This window comes from Allopusillimonas soli (genome assembly GCF_004153445.1).
GTDB lineage: Bacteria > Pseudomonadota > Gammaproteobacteria > Burkholderiales > Burkholderiaceae_B > Allopusillimonas > Allopusillimonas soli.
Genome location: NZ_SDQC01000003.1, coordinates 243132 through 267421 on the forward strand (window position 1 = coordinate 243132; position 24290 = coordinate 267421).

A 24290-nucleotide genomic window follows, 5' to 3' on the forward strand; every position below is an offset into this window, starting at 1 on the left:
TTTCCTTCATCTCAAACCAAGGTCCATGCCATGTCAGAAAATCCCAACCATGCCCTGCCCTCCTATCTCCACCCGGAAAACCTGGGACCCTGGGGCGTTTATCTGGAGCAGGTGGAGCGCGTTACGCCATACCTGGGCAAGCTGGCAAAATGGGTTGAAACCCTGAAGCGGCCCAAGCGTGCGCTCATTGTCGATGTTCCCGTCGAACTCGACAACGGCACGATTGCCCACTTCGAAGGCTACCGGGTGCAGCACAACACATCGCGGGGCCCGGGCAAGGGCGGCGTGCGCTTTCACCAGGATGTCACGCTGTCGGAGGTTATGGCCTTGTCCGCATGGATGTCGGTCAAGGCCGCCGCCGTCAATCTGCCCTTCGGCGGCGCCAAGGGCGGCATACGTCTCGACCCGCACAACTACTCCCATGCTGAACTCGAACGCATTACGCGCCGCTACACCAGCGAAATCGGCTTCATCATCGGCCCCAACAAGGATATTCCCGCACCCGACGTCAATACCAATGCGCAGACCATGGCGTGGATGATGGACACCTACTCCATGAACGAGGGCGCCACCGCCACCGGCGTCGTCACAGGCAAGCCTATCTCGCTGGGCGGCAGCCTGGGGCGTGTCGAAGCCACAGGCCGGGGTGTGTTCGTCATCGGATGCGAAGCCGCGCGCGACGCCGGCATTCCCATCGAGGGTGCGCGCGTCGTCATTCAAGGCTTCGGGAATGTCGGGGGCACCGCGGCCAGACTTTTTCACGAGGCTGGCGCAAAAGTGATCGCAGTTCAGGACCATACCGGCGCGCTGCACAACGCGCATGGCCTCGACGTGCCTGCCCTGCTGGCCCATGCAGCGGAAACAGGCGGTATTGCGGGTGGCGCGCATGCCGAACCCATCTCACAAGCAGATTTCTGGGCGCTGGAAACAGAGCTGCTCATTCCGGCCGCACTGGAAAGCCAGATTCACGCAGGCAATGCGGACTCCATACGCGCGAAGGTCGTGATAGAAGGCGCCAACGGTCCCACCACACCCGAGGCGGACGATATCCTGACAGCCAAGGGTACCCTGATCGTCCCCGATGTGCTCGCCAACGCGGGCGGCGTCACGGTCAGCTATTTCGAATGGGTGCAGGATTTCTCCAGCTTCTTCTGGACCGAATCCGAAATCAACCATCGGCTCGAAGGCATCATGCGCGCCGCCTACGCGGCCGTGGCAAGCGTGGCAGTCGAGCACAAGGTCAGCCAGCGCACGGCCGCATTCATCACCGCATGCACGCGCATACTCGAAGCGCGCGAAGTGCGAGGCCTCTACCCCTGATCGGGACACAATAGCGCAACCGGCGCCTGGCCAAGCAACGAGGCCAGGCGCAGGCTGCCGTCGGCGGCCACGGTGTGGCGCCCGGCCCCCAGTACATCGCGCATCACGCATCCCGCCAATGCAGGCGGCAGCACAACGCGATCCTGATTCCAGAACGCGGCGGGCACTCTGGGCAGCCGGGCGTCTTCGCCGCATACAGACGGCGATGCGGACAGTTCGGCCATTGCCAGGTCTTCTGGCAGCGACGCGGCCTCCAAGGGGTTGCCCTGATCCTGCACGGCATCAGGGGCGACTCCGCAGACCGCGCCCGCGCACAGGCGCGGGACCACCACCAGGGCGTACTGGTCCCGCAGGCGCCGCATGAACGCAAGCGCATGGTCGGCATGTTTTCCCTGGATGGCAAGCGGCATATAGTCGCCTTGCGCAAACAAGGTGACATGTTCGCGCCGGAACCCCAATCCTTTCTCCAGGATTGCCTGTTTTAGACGCCCTGAACGCCAGTTGGCCAGCCATTGCGCCATGCCGCCGTCGGGCGTGTCTGCCAGCGCACGCCGTGTCGCGTAGTCCACCTGACGCGCGTCGTCCGGTGCGCCCAGGCTGAAATCCCACCATTCAGCCCCCTGGCAGAGGTCGGGCACCCCGGGCACCGTCAGGCGCAGCAGCAACTGAGACAATCCATTGAGCGCGCCCGCCGGTGCGATATAGTCAACAAAAGCCGCCACATCGCAGGCCAGCCGGTAATTGCCGTGTTCGAGCACCAGGCTGATCAGAAAGTCCTCCGCCATCTGCTCGTACCAATGATCTGGCCGCGCCCATCCGGTATTGCGGCTGGCCTGGCGCAGCGCATTGACCTGCCATTGCACCAGGCGCTGTATGTATTGCCGCAGCGCCGCACCGTCAGTCACTTTCAGATCTAGCGGCCAGCCCCCGACCATCGACTGCAGCAACATATAGCGCTCCGCCGCTTGATTCGACCCCGCGGGAATGTGTCCTGTGTTGGGCCAGTTCATCCACCGACTGCTGGCGCGCAGCCAGACTGCGGGCAATTCGCTGAGAACCGCCAGACGGGCCCTCGCATCCTCGCCGCGCAGCCGGCCCTCGGCCGCGGTGCTGAGCATGCTGCGAGGCGCATGCTCAGCCCGCAGGACGTTGGCCTCGTGGAATTCGGCGGGCGAGATACCCAGAATATCCGGATCGCAGCCCGCTTCATTGCGGGATAGCAGGCGGCCATATCTAAAAGACAGCGTGTGGGTCTGTACAGTCATGATTGCCGGCGTCAGCTGCTGAAAGCGGCAAATGGCATCGCGCGCGGGGCCCGGCGGGGCCAGATAGGCGTCGACATAGCTGCGCGCCGCAGGAAACGTGGTCAATACGCCGTCCAATGCGCGGCCCGCAAGCGCCGTATTCCATCGCACCGTTCCGGCCGGAGAGGCCTCAGCCATGCAGGCCAGCAACGCCAGCCGTTCCGCGCCGAAATGCCGGGGAATGAGCTGGCGCCGTATCTCCTGCCCGTATTCCCGTGCGCTGCGTGCATCGCGACTGACCGCTGCCCAGGCCTCCGTCAGCGGCTTGTGCCCATCCGCATCATGCAGCACGGCACTCACGCAATCCATAAAATCGTGGCCTGTCGTGCCGTCCACGTCCCAGTCGGCCCCCAGTTGTTCGCCTGTCACCAGGATTTTCTGCACAAGCACCCAAGGCCCCTCGTCGCGCAGCGCCACGGGCCGCTCGCCGCGGCGCTGCGCGAGCTGCCGGCGCAGACGCCGGCAGTAGGCGGGCGGGCGGGCCAGCGTATCCACGTCATCCACGGCAACGCCATCAATGACGCCCCGCCCATATAAATCCAGGATGCAGGCATGTACGGCGTCAAACACCGCATCGTCCTCAACCCGTACACCGATTAGATCGCGCGAGCCAAGACATCGGCGCCAATTGATGTGCGATGCCGCGCTGCGCCACCAGGCGAAGCGATAGTGCTGCCGATTCAGCAGCCGACGCAGCCTCGTTCTTCCTTGGGCATCCGCCGCATCGTGCCTTTTCACCACGTCTTGCGGGTCTTCTCCGTCCACATGCAGCGACCCCGGCGCAATCGGGTAAGACAGGCCAGCCGCCCGGATTTCATATGCGCCGCTGCGCTCACCGTATGCAAGCTGAATATGGCCCAACGCCAGGCTGCGCGTGTAAGCGTTGGGCAGCACAGGAAGCAATACCCTGCCATGCAACAGCGGCGACGGCGCCGCCCAATCGATATCAAGAAAGCGCGCATACCGACTCTGCTGCCCCAAATGCAGGATGTCCCACCACCACGGATTTGCGGGATGCGTGGCCATGAACCCCGGCGCGATCTTCACAATCAATCCCATGCCGCGAGAATGCGCCTGGGACGACAGCGCCGCCAACGCGCGCTCTCCACCGATCTCCGGGTTGATACATCCATGATTGATGACATCGCTGCCATATAGCGAGCCCGGCCGCGCCTGGGTGACGGGAGACAGATAAAGATGACTGACGCCCAGCCCCTGATAATAGGGCAGCTGCGCGCATGCGTCGTCCAGCGTGAAGGACGGGTTCAATTGCAGGCGAACCGTTGCACATACAGAACGACTCATACGGGCTCCAACAAAAACAGGACAGGCAGCCACCTGCCGGCCCGAGTGCGGCTACCGCACCCAGGAAGGCGCCGGCCAATTCAGTTTGCCCTCCCTGCTTGCGCACACGCAAGCGCCAACCCGTTACATTTGCGACTGTTCCCGACAATCCGTGCCCGAAACCTTGCCACCCCAGACTGTACGCCGCCGGCCGCACCGGCTTGCAATTTACGTGCCGTCGGCGCATGCATGAAAGCACACGGGCACGCTGCTTGCCACTCGCGTATGCCCTGGCCAGCGCGCCAGCCCCCATTATTGCGAACGGAAGAAGTCATGAATTTGATACAAGCCGAGCCTGCCGCATCATCGGAACGTGCTTTCTGGGCGCATGTTCCCGAGCCTCCGGATACGGATCCCGGGGTCCCGCCCGGCAATGACCCCCCCGTCCCACCAGAAACACCTCCCCCGGACGGCGACGAAAAGGAGGTGGATTTGCCGCCGCGCGAGGAGCCTGAGACCATTCGCGATCCCAAGCCGCCTCCGGCCAGAAATCCACCTCTCAGAACGCGGGGTTCGCCTTTCGCTGAGCAGGGGCGTAGGACAGGCAGCCAGACTGCCTAGCGTACGCGATGGGCATCCACCTTGGCGCCTTCCTCGCCATATTCCTCAAGCCTGTTGTACAGCGTCTTCAGGCTGATGCCCAGCATCTTGGCTGCGGCTTTTTTGACGCCATCGCATTGTTTCAAGGTGGCGAGGATAAGCTGCCGATTGGCTTCGGCCAGCGAAGCCCCCATGGGCACCAGCACATCGCCGCCCAGATCGTTCCTGCGAGCCCCCAGCTCGAAGGAACTGAAATTGCCGTGCAGAACACTGTCGCTCAGGATATAACTGCGATACACATGATTACGCAGCTCGCGTACATTGCCCGGCCATGCATGCTTTTTCATGGCCTCGCGCGCATCGTCGGAAAATCGTTTGTTGGTCTGATGCGCTTCGTTGAGATGGGCAAGGAAGTAATCGGCAAGATCCAATACGTCGTTCTCGCGCTCGCGCAAGGGCGGCAGCTCCAGCGGAAAGACGCTGAGTCTATGATACAAGTCTTCACGCAACATACCCATTGCAACAGCCTGCTCGGGATTTCGATTCGTGGCCGCCACCACACGGACATCGGTCTTGATTTCCTCCTGGGTACCCACCCGCATGAAGCGCCCCGTTTCGAGCACGCGCAGCAGACGCACCTGCAGATCCATGGACATCTCCGTGATTTCATCCAGGAATATGGTGCCGCCCTGGGCCCGTTCGAAATATCCCTTGTGCTGCCTGTCCGCCCCGGTAAAACTGCCCTTCTCGTGCCCGAACAGCTCGCTTTCTATCAGATTGGGCGAAATCGCGCCGCAATTGACTGGCAGAAAAGGCTGCGACGCCCTCGGACTCGCCAGATGAATGGCTTCGGCCGCCAGCTCCTTGCCGGTGCCGCTTTCTCCCACCAGCAGCACAGTCGCCTGCGTGGGTGCCACTTTCGCAATGTGAACGCGCAGCAATTGCATAGCGCGGGATTTGCCCACCATCTTGGCGAAGCAATCATCGGGCGCCGCCACGGAAGACGACGGCGCATCAGCCGCCTTGACCTGCTGCAACAGGCCACGCAGGCGGCGCAAGCTCACGGGCTTGAGCAGATAGTCCACGGCGCCGAGTCGCAGTGCCTCGATGGCATTATCCACGCTGGAATAACCCGTTATGAATGCGACGTTGACATCGGGCAAGTTCAGGTCTTTCCAGAACGCCATGCCATTGCCGTCAGGCAACTGCATATCGAGGAAAACGACATCAGGCCTTTGCCGCTCAATTTGTATGCGCGCCTGGCGAATATCGCCGGCCTGTGCGGTGGTGTAGCCATCATCGACCGCAATGTCGGCGATGAGTTCTCTCGTCGCAACATCGTCGTCTACAACCAGAAGGTGAGGCATATACACTGTTTCAGAAAAACACTTTCCCAAACCCTTCCTGCCCGAGTGTGTCGGGCGGCATGGCATCCGACTTGCGACGAGAAGAACACCGTCCAAGCCTGCCGTTCAATATACCTTAAATATGCAGTATTGTTTGCGAGACATCTGGTATTAACGTACTAAACCGTTTAACGCTTTGTGCAGGCCGGTACCGTGGCGCGCTCTTGCAGCCGCGCCGGGCGCGCAGGCAGGTTTCATGTTGGACTGACACGTCATGATCAATTCATCGAAGATACTGGGCCGCTCCAATGCCGCTTTCGATCTGGCGCGCGCCATTGTCAAGGCCGCACCGACAGAGGCCTCGGTACTCGTCATCGGAGAAAGCGGCACCGGCAAGGAAATCGTGGCCCGCGCGCTCCACGGGCGCAGCTTGCGGCGCGATGCGCCCTTCGTGGCAGTGAACTGCGGCGCCATTTCTCCCTCGCTGGCCGAAAGTGAGCTGTTCGGGCACGAGAAAGGCAGCTTTACCGGCGCCGCCGCCACCACCATGGGCTGCTTCGAACGCGCCCACACCGGAACGCTCTTTCTGGACGAAGTAACCGAAATGCCGCTGGCGATGCAGGTCCTGCTTTTGAGAGTGCTGGAAAGCCGGCGCTACAACCGGGTGGGAGGAACGCAGCAAGTCGAAGTCGACCTGCGCATTGTCGCCGCCACAAACCGCGATCCCAGGGAAGCCGTGCTGGCCGGTCATTTTCGCTCCGACCTGCTTTATCGCCTGGCCGTTTTTCCCATACGTGTTCCCGCGCTCCGGGAGCGGAAATCGGATATCCCCTATCTGGCCCAACGCATATTGGCTGATCTCAACACGCAGGAAAAAACCAGGAAGCGTTTCGCGCGCGATGCACTGGGCAATCTTGAGGAATACAACTGGCCGGGCAATATCCGCGAGCTCAAGAATGTCGTGACACGCGCCTTCATTCTTGCCGACGACGAGTTGCGCATCACACCCATCAAGCCCATCTTTCGCCCCGCGCCGCTGGAAGTGCAGCAAGGATTTCTCAAGGTGCCTGTCGGCACACCGCTCACAAATGCCCAGCATGCCGTCATCTTGGCAACGCTGAATCACTTTGATGGCGACAGGCGCCGTACCGCCAGCACCTTGGGCATCAGTCCCAAGACCCTGTACAACCGCCTGGAGCAGATGAACGACAAGAAGGATAACTGAGGGGCGATTTCGCACCATGCCGCTCGCCGGCGCATGCGCGCCCCGCACCGCACACGGCCAACGGCAAACGTATTTCTTACACGCATTGGTAAGAATGCGCCTGATTCCCCCCGCGCTTGCACCCGCATCCACTTGAATCAACACGTGATTCAATTCTGGCATAAACATTGCTTCATACCCGGTAGTACCGGTGCGGCCGCATCCGTCGCCATCCCTGGGAGAAGCGAATTGGCACAACTTGGCTATGAACTGCAAACACGGCAAACAACCGCGCTGACACCAAGGTTGCAGCAATCTGTGCGCCTGCTCCAGATGTCCACGCTGGAGTTCAATCACGAAGTGGCCCGCGCCCTGGCGGACAATCCTTTTCTGGAAGAACTGGAGGAAGGCGGCCAGGACGCATCCGCCGAGGCGTCAAACCGCGACGCGGGCGAGGCGCCCATTTCGCAGGACGGCTCGGCGCCATCCGCCGGGACGGATATCGAAGACGCGCCACGGCAAGGCGAGGCGCAGGCGGAGGCGCCTGCGGCTTGGTCGGGCGACTATCCAGTTCGGCGAGGGCGTGACGATGGCGAATCCGACATCGGCCAGTGGGCCCGGAGCGAAACCACACTACAGGACGCGCTCTACGAGGACCTTTGCGCTTACTCGCTGAACGAACGAGAAAGACGCATGGCCCTCTACATCATCGAAGCGCTGGACGACGATGGCTATCTGCGCGAACCGCTGCTTGAGTTGGCCGAGGCGGGCCAGTTCAGCCCGCCGGCCAAGGCCGCGGAATGGGAACTGGCGCTCAAACTGGTCCAGCAGCTAGGGCCGCCTGGGCTGGCGGCCAGGAATCTGCCCGAATGCCTCCGACTGCAACTGCTCGCCATGACCGCTGACACGGCCGGCGTCGATACCGCACTGCGCATCGTGGACGGCCACCTCGAAAGGCTGGGCCGCAGCGACTACGCCGGGCTCGCCCGACTGCTTGCATGCAGCGAAGCGCAAGCGCGCACGGCGGGCATGCTCATACGCGACCTGTCGCCCCGCCCTGGCCGTCACCCCGGCACAGTGGACCCCTCCTGCTACGTCATACCCGATGCCCATGTGCAGAAAATTGGTCGCACATGGATTGCCATTTCCAACCGCGACGCCCTGCCACGGGCGCGCTTGAACGACACCTATGCGCGCATGTTCCGCGGTACGCGCTATGACGACAGAGCGATGATGGCCCAGGCGCTGCAGGAAGCGCGGTGGCTCATGCGCAGCCTTGCGCAGCGCACGCAGACTATCCAGCGCGTGGCCCAGGCCATAGTCGCTAGGCAGCAGACATTCTTCGATTATGGCGACGTGGCGCTGCGCCCGTTGATGCTCAGCGAGATCGCCCAGGAACTGGACATGCATGAATCCACCGTATCCCGGGCAACCAGCAACAAATACCTGGCGACGCCGCGCGGCATCTATGAGTTCAAGCATTTCTTCTCGCGCGAACTGGCCACGCGTTCTGGCGGCACATGCTCGGCTGGCGCCGTGCGCGCATTGATCCAGGAGATGATAGATGAGGAGGACCCTCAGGCACCGCTGTCGGATGTCGTGTTGGCCAGCAAGCTCGCGCGCGAAGGCATAGTGGTGGCGCGGCGCACCGTGTCGAAGTACCGGGCGCAGATCAAGTATCCGCCGGCGGAGCTGCGGCGCGCGCCTTAGCGCGCGCCACCGGCGCAGCCCTGTGACGGCCATCCGCCCCGCTTGCCGCACCCGTGAGCGGTGTGGCGCAACTGGCGATAGAATGGCGCCATCCACCAAGGAGCCGTCCGCGCCATGCCCTCCCGCCCCAAATCCGCCAAGACACGGCCCGCCGTTTCATCCTCCGCACAGCGACCCGCCATTGTCGTCGTCGGCACGGGCGGAACAATAGCCTCGACGGCCTCGCAGGCCACCACCCTGACGAACTATACCGTCACGCAGCAAGCCGATGCGCTGCTGGCTGCCGTACCCGGCATCCAGTCCCTGGCCGACATCTCCTGCATGCAGATATTCAATGTGGACAGCCGCGCGATTACCGATACGATGCGGCTGCGCCTCGCCCGCAAGGTCGATCGCCTGCTCGAGCAACCGGATGTGGACGGCGTCGTCATCACACACGGCACCGATACCATGGAGGAAACCGCCTACTTCCTGAATCTGACCATAAAAAGCGCCAAACCGGTGATCGTGACGGGCGCCATGCGCCCCGCATCCGCGCTCAGCGCCGATGGGCCGCTCAATCTGTACAACGCCGTGCTGCTGGCAGCGTCCTCCGAGGCACAAGGTCTGGGCGTGCTGGTGATGCTGAACGACCGTGCGCATGCCGCCCGACTAGTCAGCAAGATTCACACCACCCATGTCGATGCATTCACCTCCGGCGAAGCCGGCTGCGTTGCCGAAGTTCAAGACGGGAGCATTGTTTCGCTGCGTCCGCCCGCACGCCCCCATACGCTGGACACGCCTTTTGCGCTTCGGCAGATAAGGCGCCTGCCTCGGGTCGATATCCTGTATGACTATCAGGGAGCGGGCTTGCATCTGTACAAGGCGGCCATTGAGGCGGGAGCACGAGGCATTGTCGTTGCCGCCTGCGGCAATGGCAGCCTGACGCCCCAGGCCGAGAGAGGCTTGCGTCTGGCGGCACGCCAGGGCGTCGTCTGCGCGCGCAGCAGCCGCACCGGCGCCGGACGTGTCACGCCCGATCTCGGGCTGGCAAGGCGCGGCATCCTGTCTGCGGATGATCTGAACGCCCAGAAGGCGCGCCTGCTGCTGATGCTTGCCTTGTCCCTGCCACCGCATGCGTGCACACCGGACAAGATCCAGCACTATTTCGATCGCTATTGAGACAGCCGCAGGCTGCGTGTGCTTTCGAAGCGGCGCATGATCCCCAGAAAAGGATCACGAAAAGCAATGGCTCGTGCAAGCAATTGCAGTGGCTGGCGGAAATCATCCGGGGCCGTGGCGGCCTGTCTGCGCGGATAAAGGCCATCATTGACAATAGGCAGTCCCAACGCGCTCATGTGCGCACGCAACTGGTGCTTGCGCCCCGTCAAGGGCAGCAGGCGATAGCGCGCCATGCCGTCCGGGCAGCCGTCAAGGCCCATGAGTTCGATACGTGTTTCGCTGTTTGGTGCGCCTGGCGCTTCACGCACGACAAAGCACCCCCGCACATCCTCCAGACGGCTGCGGCGGGTGAGCGGAAGCGCCAGGCCCCCGGGCAAGGGCGCGAGCGCTTCGTATTCCTTGACCACCGCCCGGGCCTGGAATAGCGACTGGTACGCGCCGCGCGCGGCCGGATCGGCGCAGAACATCAGCACGCCGGCCGTCTCGCGATCCAGACGATGCAACGGCGTCAGGTCGGGCAGCGCAAGCAGCCGCCTGAGCCGTGTCAGGGCCGTTTCCCGCAGATGCCGGCCTCCGGGCGTGCTGGCCATGAAGTGCGGCTTGTCCACGACGACCAAGCGCGCATCCTGGTGGAGTATGGGCAGGTCGAAGGGCAAGACGGACTCATCGGGCACTTCGCGGTAATACCAAAGCCACATGCCGGCCCGATAGGCGCTGTCCGCCCTCTGCGCCACGCCCGTGCCGTCGACGATCTCGCCCTGCGCCAAGCGCCGTGCGATGATTTCGGCCGGCACATGCGGAAACCGGCCAGGCAGGAATTCGCCCAGCGTTTTCCATGGCCCTCGCGGCAAATACACCCTGCTTGCCGCAATGCCGTCGCGCATGGGAAGCGGAGGTGCCGCGGGAAGGCGGCTCCCCGTGTCCGGCATCAGGCCGCCGCGGGCTGAGCAAAGCCCTTGCGGCGCAGCCGGCCTCCCTGACGGATCCAGATAAATGCCAGTATGAGCAAGGCAGGAATGTAGAACCAGAACTCGGACGGCCTGGCGGGATTGGGCACCAGCACCTTATTGATATTCCAGCCCTGTTCCCAGCCGCCCTTGCGAGCCTGACTGCCGAATCGCACCGAGGCAATCTGTGCCTGATCGCCCAGCGCCATGACCGTCAGGCCGGCCGCCATCAGGCGCTGCTGCCCGGCTGCGGTACCCGTTGCCTGCGCATCCTCAGGCAACGCGGGAAGGGCGACCGCCACTGTCTTGGTCAGCGACTCGCCTTCCAGGTTCATGCCCTCCAGCTCGGCCACCAGGCGGCCCTTCTTCGGCATGTCCGCGGAGATCTGCAGCAATTCGGATGGCGAATGGGCGACATACTTCGGCTGTATCTGGTTCATGAACCAGTCGGGCCGGAACAGCATGAAAGTGACCAGGAACAGCAAGCCGATCTCCATCCAGGTGGCCTTGGCGCGCATCCAGCCCAGCGTGGCGGCCGCGAATGTGAGGGAAGCGAGCGTGGCGCCCGTGACCACCAGGAAAAGCTCCCACCAGCCATTCACATCGATCAGCAACAGCATGGGATTGAAAATGAACATGAAGGGCAATACAGCCGTCCGCATGGCGTAGGTGACGCCCTGTATGCCTGTCTTGATCGGGTCCTCGCCCGATATGGCGGCCGCCGCAAAAGTGGCCAGCCCCACGGGCGGGGTGATGTCAGCCATGATCCCGTAGTAGAACACGAACATGTGTACCGCGATCAACGGGATGACCAGGCCATTCTGCGCGCCCAGTTCCACCACCACCGGCGCCATAAGCGTCGCCATCAGGATGTAGTTGGCCGTGGTGGGCATGCCCAGCCCCAGCACCAGGCAGACAAAGGCGGTAAAGAACAGCATGATCAGCACATTGCCCATGGATACCAGCTCCACGAACGAGGTCATGCGCAGCCCGAGTCCGGTCAGGGTAATGGCGCCCACAATAAGCCCCGCCGTGCCGCAGGCGATAGCGATGCCGACCATGTTGCGCGCGCCTTCCTGCAGGCCGGTAATGGCATCGCTGAAGCCCTGTTTCCATACGCCGCGGGCCGGCTGCTTGCGGAACCATGCAATGATGGGGTGCTGCGTGATCATCTGGATCAGCATGGCGACCACGGCCCAGAAAGCCGACAGGCCCGCCGACAACTGCTCCACCGCGAGGCACCATACCAGGATTCCGATGGGGATCAGGTAGTACAGGCCGGCGCGAACCGTGGGCCATGGCTCCGGCCGCACAGGATTGGTGATGTCGATATCTGTCGGCAGGTCGGGATGCGCCGCCGCCACGCGCAACAACCACACGTAGAGCACCGCCAGCATGGCCAGCAGTATCCATATGGCGGCGTCGCCTGCAACCGCCTGTACGCCTATGCCTATCCAATAAGTCAAGCCCATGACAATGAGCGTGCCAGCGATGCCCATGCCCCAGCCAGCCAGTTTCTGCAGCAGCGTGCGTGGCTTTCCGGCGGACATCATGGGCTCTATGCCCATCTTCAGTGCTTCCAGATGCACGATATAGAACAGCGCGATATAGGAAATACTGGCCGGCAGCAGGGCATGGCGAATGATGTCGGTATAGGGAATGCCCACATACTCGATCATCAGGAATGCCGCGGCGCCCATAACGGGCGGCATGATCTGGCCGTTGACGGAAGAGGCCGTCTCGATGGCTCCGGCGCGTATCCCGCCGTAGCCCGCCCGCTTCATGAGAGGAATGGTGAATATGCCCCCCGTAACGACGTTGGCCACCGACGAGGCCGACACAATGCCATTGACGGCCGAGGACACCACGGCGACCTTGGCGGGCCCCCCGCGCAAGTGGCCCAGCATGGCGAAGGAAACCTGCATCATGTAGTTGCCCGCGCCGCAGCGGTCAAGCAGCGAGCCCAGCAAGACGAAAATGAAAATGTAGGACAGCGACACGCCCAGCGCCACGCCGTAGACGCCCTCGGTGGTGAGCCACATGTGGGACATCAGCCGCTCGACCGACGCGCCGCGGTGAGCCAGCGCGTCGGGCAGCCAAGGCCCCAGAAAGACATACGCCACAAAGATGGCACCCAGCACAGCCATGGGCGCGCCCAGTGCGCGGCGCGTCACTTCCAGCAGCAGTAGCAGGCCGATGGAGGCGGAGACAATATCCAGCGTGGTGGGAATGCCTGGCCTCGTGGCCAGTTCTTTATAGAAAATAAACAGATACGACGCGCAAAACCCCGCGATGATGGCGAGCACCCAGTCAATGGCGGGCATCTGGTCGCGCGGAGAACTCTTGCGAGCGGGATAGGCCAGATAACCGAGAAAGACGGCCATGCCCAGATGCAGGGCCCGACCTTCCGTGTCGTTGAAGATACCGATATTCAGGGCGAAAGGCAGCGGGGATGCCACCCAAAGCTGGAACAGCGACCAGATGACGGCGCCCCAGAACAGCACTGCGCCGGTAAAGCCGCCAACATTGCGGCCGCCCCGATCAACATCGGCCACCAGTTGTTCAAGATGAGCGTTCGACGGCGCGCTGGCTTGCGGGGCGGTCGAATCCGTGGGGATTGTCGTGCTCATGGTGGATTCCTAAAAAAAACGTGAAATGCAGCCGGAGGGACCGACCAGTGGACCGCCGCGCGCATGGCGTGTGGTCGATGACGGCAAAGGCCCCGGCGGTGCGGGGCCCTGCACGCCACCTCAGCAGGTCAAAGCAGGCCTTTTTCCTTGAAGTATTTCTCGGCGCCTGGATGCAGCGGTGCCGAAAGGCCCTTGGACACCATGTCCTTGGCATCGAGGTGGCCAAAGGCCGGATGCAGTTTCTTGAAGTCGTCGAAATTCTCGAATACCGTCTTGACGATGGTGTAGACGGTTTCCTCGGGAACATCGGCAGACGTCACGAACGTGGCCAGGACACCGTAGGTTTCAGTAGCCTGCGGATTGTTGGGATACAGGCCGGCAGGAATGGTTGCCTTGGCATAGTACGGATAGGTTTCAACCAGCTTGTCGACAGCGGGTCCCGTCAGCGAAACCAGTTGGGCGCCGCAGGTGGTGGTGGGGTCCTGGATATTCGCGGACGGATGCCCAACCGCATAGAAGAAGCCGTCGATCTTGCCGTCGCACAGCGCCGAACCGTGCTCGTCAGGCTTGAGCTCGGATGCCAGCGAGAACATGCTGTAATCGTCGCCGCGCGCCTTGAGCAGCAGATCCATGGAGGCGCGCGTGCCCGAGCCGGGGTTTCCCACATTGAAGCGCTTGCCCTTGAAATCGTCAAAGGTCTTGATGTTGGCTTCCTTGCGCGCTACGACTGTGAAAGGCTCGGGATGGATGGAGAACACCGAACGCAGCTTCTTGAACGGGCCCGCATCCTTGAACTGGCCCTCGCCGTTATAGGCATTGAAGCCGACATCGGATTGCACGACGCCCAGGTCGAGCTCACCCGCCTTGATGGTGTTGATATTGAATACCGAGCCACCTGTGGATTCGACCGAACAGCGTATGCCGTGCTCGCTGCGGTCCTTGTTCACCAGACGGCAGATGGCACCGCCGGCGGCATAATAGACGCCGGTGACGCCGCCGGTGCCGATGCTGACGAACTTCTGCTGTGCTGCGGCGGGCACCGGCGCAACCAGAGCTGCCATCATGGCGGCGGCGCCGGCCGAGAGTGCGAGCCTTCTGGCAAGCGTGGAAGAAAAAAGTGTACGCATGGTGATTCCCCCTTCTGAATAGATGTCTTCAGGATGCCGGATTCGGCATTGTCGTGACAACGTATGCTACAACGACTTCGTTGTATGAAATGAATGTTTCCTATCCGGGTTTGCCCTAGAATTGTCGTATTTTTTCGAGCAGCTCAACCAAGCGCCGTATCGAGCAGCATCATCAGCACGAAACCCACGATCAGTCCGCCCGTGGCGGCGCTCTCATGTCCCTGCCGGTGGGACTCGGGAATGATTTCATGGCTGATGACGAATAGCATCGCGCCCGCGGCCATGGCCAGCCCCCAGGGCAGCAGCGCCAGGGATAGGCCTATGATGACCACACCGAGCAACGCCGCAAGCGGCTCGATCAACCCCGACAGCACCGCCACACCTATCGCCAGCCAACGTCCATAACCCACGCTGGTAAGCGCCAACGCCACGACCAGCCCTTCCGGAATGTCCTGGATGGAAATACCGGTTGCCAGCGCTTGTCCGCCGATCTGGTCTGGGCCCGCAAAACCCACTCCTATCGACAGGCCTTCAGGAAAGTTGTGCAGGCATATGGCCAGCACGAACAGCCAGACCCGCCGCAGCTTGCTGGAGCGCGCGCCCTCGAGCCCCTTGATGAAATGCTCATGCGGCAGCACCTTATCAAGCCAGAGCAGCATCAGCGCGCCCAGGACAATGCCGCAGGAAACGATGAGACCCGCCGTCCAGGCGGTCGCACCCTGGCCTTCCGCCACGGAGAGCGCGGGCAGAATCAGTGAAAACGAGCTTGCAGCCAGCATGACACCGGCGCCGAAACCCAGCATGGCGTCATGCGCGCGTTGTGAAAAATCGATGGAAAGAACCACCGGGAGCGTGCCCAGACTGGTGGCGGCGGCGGCCATGCAGCCCCACCATAGCGCGCCACGCAATGCAGCGCTGGACTCCGCCGAGCGAGCATGGATATCCACCGCAATCAGCACGGCAATGATCACGGCGATCAGAATCGCCACGGTGTAGTGCGGTCTGGTTTGCTGTGCACCGTCCAGCGTCGACATTTTTTCCTCTCCCAACCCCGGGACAGCCTCTATGCTAACTGATCCGGGGCTCAGATCGGCTCATCCGGCTGACGCGCAATGAGCTCGAGTTTTTCACTTTCAAAATCGGCATGCAGCGGCTCAATGGCCGGCATGGTCTTGGTGGCGCGAGAGGACAGTTCAGCAAACCGCGATGTCTTGCCGTACAGCCCCTGCTGCCCCGCTAGGGCCGTCACGGTGCCGTTGTAGTGCTTGCGCACGGCGTCCAGCGACTCCCCCAGTTTCTTGAGCCGTTCTGCCACAAGCACCACCTGATTGAAGATGTCGCCGGCCCGGGCGCTGAGCTCCTGCGCCTGCTCGTTGCTGCGCGCCACCATCCAGAGGTTGGCCACTGTCTTCAGTATGGGCATCAGGGTCGTATGAGACACCATGACCACATTGCGCTGGTAGCCATAGTTGAAAAGCTCGCGATTGTGCCTCATCGCTTCGATATAGGCCGGCTCAATCGGCATGAACATGATTACGAAACCCGGGCTGCGCATGCCCACCAGGTTGGAGTAGTCCTTGCGCGAGAGATCGTCGATGTGATTGCGCACGGCCTGCACATGCGCATCCAGGGCGGCCCGCATCCCGGCTTCAGTGTCGGCGGCAATGGCTCGGTCATAGTCAACGAGCGACACCTTGCTATCAATGACCATGTGCTTGCCATCAGGCAATTTGATGACAAAGTCGGGCTGCCGGCTGTTCCCTTCGCCATCCTTGAAGCGCGGCTGGGCCGCATAATGATCGCCTTCGATCAGTCCGGCCAGCTGCAGGCTCCGTTCCAGTTGCATTTCACCCCAGTTGCCCGCGGTTTTCTTTTCCCCTTTGAGCGCCATGGCCAGCGTGCTCGCCTCCGCGCCTATGCGCAAGCCCACTTCCATCACGCGCCTGATTTCCGCCCCGAGGGACGCATTGCCGCGCACGGTTTCGTCATGCACCTGATTCACGCGTTGCTGAAAGCGATCCAGCTGCTCGCGCAGCGGCCTGAGCAGCACATCCAGCGAGGCCTGGCTGTTTTGGGCCAGGGTCTTGCCCTTCTCTTCCAGTATCTGGTTGGCCAAATTCTGGAACTCTGCCTTGAGCTGCATGCGGGACTGCTCGAATCCCGCCTTCATTTCCTGAAAGCCGGCCAGTTTTTCCGCGTGCACCGCCTGCAGCTCCGCCAGCTCCTTGTCCAGGCCGGCCACGCGCTCGCCGAGCCGGCGGCGTTCCACCTCCAGGACATCCCGCCCGGCGCGCAGTTCCCCCACGCGCTCCTGCAAGCCCTGGATGGTGGATTCGCTGCGCGCCAGCTGACGATCCAGGCGGGAACGCTCTGCCTCGGCGCCCACATGACGATCACGGGTTTCGTCCAGGTCGGCGCGCACCAGGTCAAGCTGTTCGGCCCGCTGGCGAGCGAGAAACTGCGTAGCCGCGTGCTCGGCGCGGCTGCGCAACAGCAGTCGCCCCAGCACCAGGCCGCTGCATAGCGCTCCAAGCACCAGGCCAGCCACAAGCAGAGCGATCTCGAACGCACCGATGGCAAAGTGTTCCATACCGTTTTCCTTCCCGTGACGATGCCCTTCGCCGCCCCCGCCAGGCAACCCGGCAATGTCCGCCATGGACCCAAGGGGCAGCCGCCGAAGTGTGTTACATCGTTCCCATCAAACAAGCATGATAAATTACCGGGGGTAATCCCAGTATTTTTGACGAGCGCCTTCGCGCACAGCGCAAGGTTCTTGCGACGCTGCAACGGACAGTATCATGCGTATCACCTTTGCCCGTATGGCCGGGTTTGCGGCCTGCGTGCTGGCCTGCGCCGCCCATGGCGGCCAGGCGGTCTGGCCACCCCAGGACAGAGCGGTGCAGATCATCGTGCCCGCACCGCCCGACACGGGGATCAGCACCAAGCTGGCGTCCCTGGTTGCGCGCGAGTTGGGCCAGCGCCTGGGAGGCAGCTTCGCTATGGCCCGCAGCAATGGTATCCACGGACACGGCGCTGCGGCCATCGTCGCCAGCGCACCGCCTGATGGTGGCACGCTTCTGCTGTGCGACACCAAACTGCTGACCATCAATCCCATTCTGTACCGCGAACTGCCGGCGGAAGTGGGCAGCATGTCGCTCGCGCCCATCGGGCTGGTGGCGCAGATGCCCAACATTCTGGTGGTGTCCAACTCGCTGCCCGTATCCGACCTGGCCAGCTTCACCGACTACGTGCGACGCAATCCCGGCATCGTCAATTTCGGCTCGACCGGCAACGGTAGCGTCATGCACCTGGCTGGACAGCTATACATGAGCGCCACCGACACCAATATGGTGCATATTGCCTACCGCTCGGCCGCGCAGGCGAACAGCAACCTGGTTACGGGCGAGATCCAATCCATGTTTCAACTGGTGCCCGGCGTCCTGGACCAGGTTCGCCAGCATCAGATCAAGGCGCTGGGCGTCATGTCCGATCATCGCGTACAGGCCCTGCCCGAGGTACCCACCATGGCCGAACAAGGCCATCCCGAGCTGAAGGCTTCCGCTTGGCTCGCCCTCATGGCCCCGCCCAATACGCCCGTGGAAATCATAGAGCGCGCCAACAAGGCGCTGAACGCCACGCTTGCGGACCCCGCAGTGCGCAAGGAAATCGTGGATATGGGCGCCGAGCCGGGGGGCGGCTCGCCCGCCGACCTGAAGAAACTGCTGGCCTCCGAGCGCAAGAAGTGGCGATCCATCATCACCGATGCCGACGTCTCGGGCGCACTTTAGGCAGTCCCTGACCATGGCCGGGCCTGCCTGCGAATGCGCAGCTGCCCCCCATGAAGCGTCCGCCGGCGCCGCGTTCAATCGGGCTTCTTTACCCCAAAACAATGCTCCAACCCCGGAAAAGCGCCGCTTTGCACCTCGCTGGCATATTGCCGCACCGCCTCGCGTATCACCGCGCCAACATCCGCGAACTGCTTGGCGAATTTGGGAATGCGGCCGCCGCTCAGGCCCAGAATATCCTCAGTGACAAGAATCTGACCATCGCAGGCCGGCGAGGCGCCGATGCCTATGGTGGGAATTCGCAGCGTCTCGGTGATACGACGCCCCAGCGGCTCCGCAATGCCCTCCAGCACCACGCCCCAGGCGCCGGCCGCTTCGTGCGCCTGCGCATCCCGCACTATGCGCTCGGCAGCCTCCTGTGTCATGCCCTGGGCCTTGAACCCTCCCATGGTGTTGACGTACTGCGGCATGAGGCCGACATGCGCAAGCACGGGAATACCGCGCTCGACCAGAAAACGCGTGGTATCCGCCATGGCGACGCCTCCCTCCAGCTTCACGCCGCTCGCTCCGCTGACCGCGAGCAGACGGGCGGCGTTCACGAACGCCTGCGCGGGCGACTCCTGGAAACTGCCGAAAGGCATGTCCACCATGACGCAGGCATGTTCGGTTGCCCGCACGACCGCAGCGGCATGGGCCGCCATTTGTTCCACAGTAATGGACAGTGTATCGGGCATGCCGTAGCCCACCATGGCCGTGGAGTCTCCGATAAGAATCATGTCCAACGCGTCGTCCAGCAAACGCGCGAAAGGCGCGCTATAGGATGTCAACGCGGCGAGCTTTCGCCCGCCTTTGCTGGCCATCAGTTGCGGCACGCTGATGCGCTGCGCCTGCCTATGAACACTCATAGCATTCCTCCTGAAAAATGACTCCGTCGCGCGGGATACCAATTGATGCCTTCCCGCAGTGCACAAACCGTATAATCGGCCAGAATGGCGCAGATAACAAATAGACAGGCCCGCCCCGGGCGCCGCGCCGAACACGCAGGGAGTAATCATGGCAGGCAAACAGAATATCGTGTCGTTTCACGACGGCCGTAGCGCGCCCCAACTGGGCTTCGGCACCTGGCAGATCGAGAATGACGCCGCTCCGTCGGTTATCCGCGCCGCGCTTGAAACAGGCTACCGATCCATCGATACCGCGGCCATTTACGGCAATGAAGCCGGCGTGGGCAAGGGTATCGCGACGTCCGGCGTAGCGCGCGACGACATTTTCCTGGCAACCAAGCTCTGGAACGACCGCCACGGGCATGACACGGCCCGGGCCGCCTTCATCGAGAGCCTGGAAAAACTGGGCACCGAATACGTCGACCTGTACCTTATCCACTGGCCTGTGCCCAAGAACGATCTCTACATCCAGGCCTGGGAAACGCTGATCCAGCTGCGCGATGAAGGGCTGGCCAAATCCATAGGCGTGTGCAACTTCAATATCAACCACTTGCAGCGGCTGCTGGATGAAACCGGCGTGCTACCCGTGGTGAACCAGATTGAGCTTCATCCGCATTTCCAGCAGACCGAGCTGCGCCAGTTTCACGCAGAGCACGATATCGTCACCGAAGCCTGGAGCCCGCTGGGCCGAGGACAATTGTGGGAAGATCCCGAGTTAACGGCCATCGCACGCAAACATGGGCGCACCGTTGCCCAGATCATGCTCGGCTGGCATCTGCAACTGGGCAATATGGTCATCCCGAAGACAGTCACGCCCGAACGCATGCGGGAAAACTTCGACGCCTTCGATTTCGTGCTGGATGAGGAGGACATGGCTGCGATTGCGGCACTGGACCGCCCTGACGGACGCAGCGGCCCCGATCCGGAGTTGTTCCGGCTGCCCAAGGGCTGAGCGCCACGGCGCCAGGCCTGGAGCCTGGAGCCATCCATCGCCAACCAGGCTCCGGGCGAACGCCGCAGGCCTGCGCACCGCATACCCCCAGGCCTGGCAGTCCGCCGATTAGTAGTGGGGCGGCCGCTCCTCGGCATAGGCATCTGCGCCGCCGCCATCGCGGGCCATGTCGCCCACGCGACGGGCCAGGGCCGTACACAGCGCACGCAGCGCCGCAATTTCCTTCTGCTGCACCGCTACCTGCTCATTCAAGGCTTGCAGCAGATCTTCCTGCGCCGTAAGCTTGAGCTCGATGTCAACAAGGCGGTCTTCACTGTCATGCATGTTCATCCTTCCGCGAGGCCGCGGCGCACGGGGCGCCGCACCCGTTCGATCAGCCAGCCTTGTTCATAAGATCGCGCAGCACGTACTGCATGATCCCGCCGTGGCGGTAGTAATCGGCCTCGCTGGGCGTATCGATGCGCACCAGCGCCTCGAACGTCTTGCCGCCCGCCCGCACGGTTACCGTGCGCGGCACGCCCCCCTCGTTCATCGCCGTGACACCTTCGATATCGAAGACTTCTTCTCCGGTCAGGCCCAGGCTTTCCGCATCCTGCCCATCGGGAAACTGCAAGGGCAATACACCCATGCCCAAAAGATTGGACCGGTGAATGCGTTCGTATGATTGCGCAATGACTGCCTTGACGCCCAGCAGGATAGTGCCCTTGGCCGCCCAGTCGCGGGAAGAACCCGAGCCATATTCCTTGCCCGCCAGGATCACCAGCGGCGTGCCAGCCGCAAGATAGGCCTGCGACGCTTCGAAGATGGTCGTGACAGGACCGTCGGCCTGAGTGAAATCGCGTGTGTAGCCTCCCTCTGTGCCGGGCGCAAGCTGGTTGCGCAAGCGCACATTGGCGAATGTCCCCCGTATCATCACCTCGTGATTGCCGCGCCGCGAGCCGTAGGAGTTGAAATCCCTGGGCGCCACACCATGCGACGTGAGATAGGCCGCAGCGGGCGAATTCCTCGCGATGGAGCCGGCCGGGCTGATATGGTCTGTGGTAACAGAATCGCCCAGTTTGGCCAGTACCCGCGCACCCTTGATGTCGCCGACCGGATCGGGTGTGCGCGGCATGTTCTCGAAATAAGGCGGATGGCGCACATAGGTGGACGACTCATCCCACTGGAACAGGTCGCCCGATGGCGTTGGCAGCTCTCGCCAGCGCTTGTCGCCCGCAAACACATCCGCATAGCCCGACTTGTACATGTCGGAGGCAATGGACGCGTCCACCACCTCGGCGACCTCCGCCGTGCTGGGCCAGATGTCCTTCAGATAGACCGGCTTGCCATCCTTGCCCATGCCGAGCGGGTCTTTGTACAGGTCGATGTCCATGGTGCCGGCCAGCGCGTAGGCGACCACCAGGGGCGGCGACATCAGATAGTTCATCTTGACTTCGGCATGGATGCGGCCCTCGAAGTTGCGGTTGCCTGAAAGCACCGACACGACGGACAGATCGTTGGATGTCACGGCCTGACTGACTTCGGGGATGAGCGGACCGGAGTTGCCTATGCAAGTGGTACAGCCATATCCCACTAAATTGAAGCCCAACTGATTCAGGTAGGGGGTGAGTCCGGCCTTCTGGAAGTAGTCGGTCACTACGCGCGATCCGGGCGCGAGGCTGGTCTTGACCCACGGCTTGCGGCTCAGGCCTTTCTCGACGGCATTGCGCGCCAGCAGTCCCGCCGCAACCATCACGGCCGGATTGGAGGTATTCGTGCATGATGTGATGGCCGCGATCACCACCGCGCCGTGATCCACCTCGCCTTGCGTGCCGTCGCTGAAGGTGACAGGCACTGCGGTCTGGCTGCGGGCAACCGCGGCTGGCGCATCCTTGACATGATCGGTTGGGGCGGGCGTGACATCCTGCCCAGGATCTTGGGCCGGAGGGTCGGACGCCGGAAAGGATTCGGCCACGGCCTTGTCGTACCCCTTGGGCTTTTCCTTGCCGCCGCTGGGCGCCAGCGCCGCCAGGGCGCCGCGGAACGCTTCCTTGGACTCGGCCAACGCAATGCGATCCTGAGGCCGCTTGGGGCCGGCTATGGACGGCTGGACGGTGGAAAGGTCCAGTTCCAGCGTTTCGGAGTAATGTGGCTCCGCATCCGGGTTGTGCCACATGCCCTGCGCCTTGGCATAGGCTTCGACCAGTGCGATCTGCTCGGCCGTGCGTCCGGTCAGCTTCATATAGTCCAGTGTGACCTGGTCTATGGGAAATATGGAAATCGTCGAGCCGTATTCCGGACTCATATTGCCTATGGTGGCCCGATTGGCAAGCGGTACCGAGGCCACGCCGGGCCCGTAGAATTCGACAAATTTGCCCACCACGCCATGCTGGCGCAGACGCTCGGTAATGGTGAGGACAAGGTCGGTGGCGGTTGCGCCCTCGGGCAGCGCACCCGTGAGCTTGAAGCCCACGACGCGGGGTATGAGCATGGAGATGGGCTGCCCCAGCATGGCGGCCTCGGCCTCGATGCCGCCGACGCCCCAGGCCACGACACCCAGGCCGTTGACCATCGGTGTGTGCGAGTCTGTGCCGACACAGGTATCGGGGTAGGCAAGCAGTTGGCCATCGGATTCACGTGTGAAGACTACACGCGACAGATGCTCGAGATTGACTTGGTGGACAATGCCTGTTCCCGGAGGTACGACGCGGAAATCGTCGAAGGCACTCTGGCCCCAGCGCAGGAATTGGTAGCGCTCAAGATTGCGTCCGTATTCGATTTCCACGTTTTGCTCGAAGGCCGCGGGGCTGCCAAACACATCGACAATGACGGAGTGGTCGATAACCAGCTCCACAGGCGCCAGCGGATTGATGCGCGAGGGGCTGCCGCCAAGCGCCTTCATGGCCTCGCGCATGGCGGCCAGATCGACCACCGCCGGCACCCCGGTGAAATCCTGCAGCACCACGCGTGCGGGCGTGAAGGCGATTTCTTTGCTGGGCTCGGCCTTGGGATCCCAAGAGGCCAGCGCGCGGATGTCATCGGCGGTGACGTCGCCGCCCTCGGTGCGCAGCAGGTTCTCGAGCAGGATCTTCAGACCATAGGGCAGTCGGGCCACATCCAAGCCGTGTTCAGCAAGCGCATCGAGCCGAAATATCTGGTACGCCTTGCCATTTACATCCAGCGTATCGCGTGCGCCAAAGCTGTTCGGGTGTTCCATCGCGAGTCCTCCTACGAAAAATCCGGGTCAGATGAGCAACAACTTTCATCTTACACGCATTGGCGCGCCCGCTCAGGTTGAGCGGTGAACTTTGATGGTATGGCGCGCCGCGAAGAAGGAAAACGGACTGGGGCTCGACGCGTGGACAAGCCGGGAAATCTATATGCCCAGCGTACGCACTCTGACAGAGACCGCCTTGACGCCCGGGGGCATGGGCCGCAGAGGGTCACTGTACCAGTCGCGGTCCGCGCCGGCATTGTGACCGGTAATAATGACCTGAACCATGGATTCGTGCGGCACATCGCTGCGTATCACCACGGCCAGGCCTGCCAGAGCGAGGTTCAGCGCCTCGATATCGCCTTCGAGGGCCAACACGCCCTCCCTGCCGTCATGCAACTCGCTAATTCGCAGGCCTGGCGCGGCCAGGCATTCCAGGTGTATTCCCAGGCTGCGGTAGGACTCTCGGGAAAGAGGCGCGCCGCCTCGGTTCAGCATGCGGATGATCGCAAGCAGGGACAGTTCGTCGCCGATCGGCGCCATATCGGACAGGGGCTGCACGGAAAAGCCCGGCAGGGGGCTGTATTCGCGCGCAATGCAATCTATGCATTCGATGCCCTCGGGCGCAACCAGGCCGATGCGGGCACCAGGATCGGGCGGGGCGATGTTTGAATCAGTCGTCATACAAGTCTGGCCCACGCACAAGCAGGCATTCCACAGTGATGCTTGAGGAAATCTTATAGAGAGGAAGGGCATGCCGTCCATTCATTACGTTCACCATTA

At 62.5% G+C, this 24290-nt stretch carries 17 protein-coding genes; 6 read left to right on the plus strand and 11 right to left on the minus strand.

Translation table 11 applies throughout. The features are described 5' to 3' along the window. The first annotated feature begins 30 nt into the window (after nt 1-30). A complete protein-coding gene (locus ERD78_RS10970) occupies nt 31-1320 on the plus strand; it encodes a Glu/Leu/Phe/Val family dehydrogenase (RefSeq protein ID WP_129969337.1) in 1290 nt (429 codons plus the stop codon). On the opposite strand, the gene ERD78_RS10975 is transcribed toward ERD78_RS10970, so the two are convergent. After that, nucleotides 1311-3929: an alpha-amylase family glycosyl hydrolase gene (locus ERD78_RS10975; RefSeq protein ID WP_129969338.1), complete on the minus strand. Its 2619-nt coding sequence runs from the start codon at nt 3927-3929 to the stop codon at nt 1311-1313. The genes ERD78_RS10970 and ERD78_RS10975 overlap by 10 nt on opposite strands. Nucleotides 3930-4525: 596 nt before the next feature. Beyond that, the gene (locus tag ERD78_RS10980; protein ID WP_129969339.1) at nt 4526-5875 is read right to left on the minus strand and encodes a sigma-54-dependent transcriptional regulator; all 1350 of its coding nucleotides are present in this window, start codon (nt 5873-5875) and stop codon (nt 4526-4528) included. 253 nt (nt 5876-6128) lie between these two features. Here ERD78_RS10980 and ERD78_RS10985 point away from each other — a divergent pair, with 253 nt between their 5' ends. The 3 genes from ERD78_RS10985 (at nt 6129) to ERD78_RS10995 (ending at nt 9929) form a co-directional block, all read left to right on the plus strand. After that, the gene (locus ERD78_RS10985; protein WP_129969340.1) at nt 6129-7079 is read left to right on the plus strand and encodes a sigma-54 interaction domain-containing protein; all 951 of its coding nucleotides are present in this window, start codon (nt 6129-6131) and stop codon (nt 7077-7079) included. Between the two features lie 228 nt (nt 7080-7307). Next, a complete protein-coding gene (locus ERD78_RS10990; protein WP_245152436.1) occupies nt 7308-8768 on the plus strand; it encodes an RNA polymerase factor sigma-54 in 1461 nt (486 codons plus the stop codon). Nucleotides 8769-8882: 114 nt separating this feature from the next. Next, a complete protein-coding gene (locus ERD78_RS10995) occupies nt 8883-9929 on the plus strand; it encodes an asparaginase (RefSeq protein WP_129969342.1) in 1047 nt (348 codons plus the stop codon). On the opposite strand, the gene ERD78_RS11000 is transcribed toward ERD78_RS10995, so the two are convergent. The 5 genes from ERD78_RS11000 to ERD78_RS11020 form a co-directional block, all read right to left on the minus strand. Then, nucleotides 9923-10858, minus strand: coding sequence for a pseudouridine synthase (locus ERD78_RS11000; protein WP_129969343.1), 936 nt, complete (start codon nt 10856-10858; stop codon nt 9923-9925). The genes ERD78_RS10995 and ERD78_RS11000 overlap by 7 nt on opposite strands. Further along, nucleotides 10858-13506, minus strand: coding sequence for a TRAP transporter permease (locus tag ERD78_RS11005; RefSeq protein ID WP_129969344.1), 2649 nt, complete (start codon nt 13504-13506; stop codon nt 10858-10860). The genes ERD78_RS11000 and ERD78_RS11005 overlap by 1 nt, the downstream gene beginning before the upstream one ends. Nucleotides 13507-13634: 128 nt before the next feature. Then, nucleotides 13635-14633, minus strand: coding sequence for a TAXI family TRAP transporter solute-binding subunit (locus tag ERD78_RS11010; RefSeq protein ID WP_129969345.1), 999 nt, complete (start codon nt 14631-14633; stop codon nt 13635-13637). A gap of 143 nt (nt 14634-14776) precedes the next feature. Continuing rightward, nucleotides 14777-15667 carry a ZIP family metal transporter gene (locus ERD78_RS11015; protein ID WP_129969346.1) on the minus strand — a complete coding sequence of 297 codons (891 nt, stop codon included), beginning with the start codon at nt 15665-15667 and terminating at the stop codon, nt 14777-14779. Nucleotides 15668-15717: 50 nt separating this feature from the next. Beyond that, nucleotides 15718-17223: a DNA recombination protein RmuC gene (locus ERD78_RS11020; protein ID WP_129969347.1), complete on the minus strand. Its 1506-nt coding sequence runs from the start codon at nt 17221-17223 to the stop codon at nt 15718-15720. Nucleotides 17224-17431: 208 nt separating this feature from the next. Between ERD78_RS11020 and ERD78_RS11025 the strand changes: the two genes are divergently transcribed. Beyond that, entirely contained in the window at nt 17432-18421 is a 990-nt protein-coding gene (locus ERD78_RS11025; RefSeq protein ID WP_129969348.1) for a Bug family tripartite tricarboxylate transporter substrate binding protein, read from the plus strand. Between the two features lie 74 nt (nt 18422-18495). Here ERD78_RS11025 and panB read toward each other — a convergent pair whose 3' ends face one another. Next, nucleotides 18496-19323, minus strand: coding sequence for a 3-methyl-2-oxobutanoate hydroxymethyltransferase (gene panB / locus ERD78_RS11030; protein WP_129969349.1), 828 nt, complete (start codon nt 19321-19323; stop codon nt 18496-18498). A 148-nt stretch (nt 19324-19471) separates the two neighbouring features. Here panB and ERD78_RS11035 point away from each other — a divergent pair, with 148 nt between their 5' ends. Next, nucleotides 19472-20314 carry an aldo/keto reductase gene (locus ERD78_RS11035; RefSeq protein WP_129969350.1) on the plus strand — a complete coding sequence of 281 codons (843 nt, stop codon included), beginning with the start codon at nt 19472-19474 and terminating at the stop codon, nt 20312-20314. A gap of 108 nt (nt 20315-20422) precedes the next feature. Here the strand turns inward: ERD78_RS11035 and ERD78_RS11040 are convergent, their stop codons facing one another. From ERD78_RS11040 to ERD78_RS11050, 3 genes are all read right to left on the minus strand, one after another. Then, complete coding sequence (locus ERD78_RS11040; RefSeq protein ID WP_129969351.1) at nt 20423-20638, minus strand: SlyX family protein; 216 nt, start codon at nt 20636-20638, stop codon at nt 20423-20425. Between the two features lie 49 nt (nt 20639-20687). Then, nucleotides 20688-23510: an aconitate hydratase gene (locus ERD78_RS11045; protein WP_129969352.1), complete on the minus strand. Its 2823-nt coding sequence runs from the start codon at nt 23508-23510 to the stop codon at nt 20688-20690. 159 nt (nt 23511-23669) lie between these two features. Continuing rightward, on the minus strand, nt 23670-24191 hold the full coding sequence (locus ERD78_RS11050; protein ID WP_129969353.1) for a hypothetical protein: 522 nt from the start codon (nt 24189-24191) through the stop codon (nt 23670-23672). Nucleotides 24192-24290 lie beyond the last annotated feature (99 nt).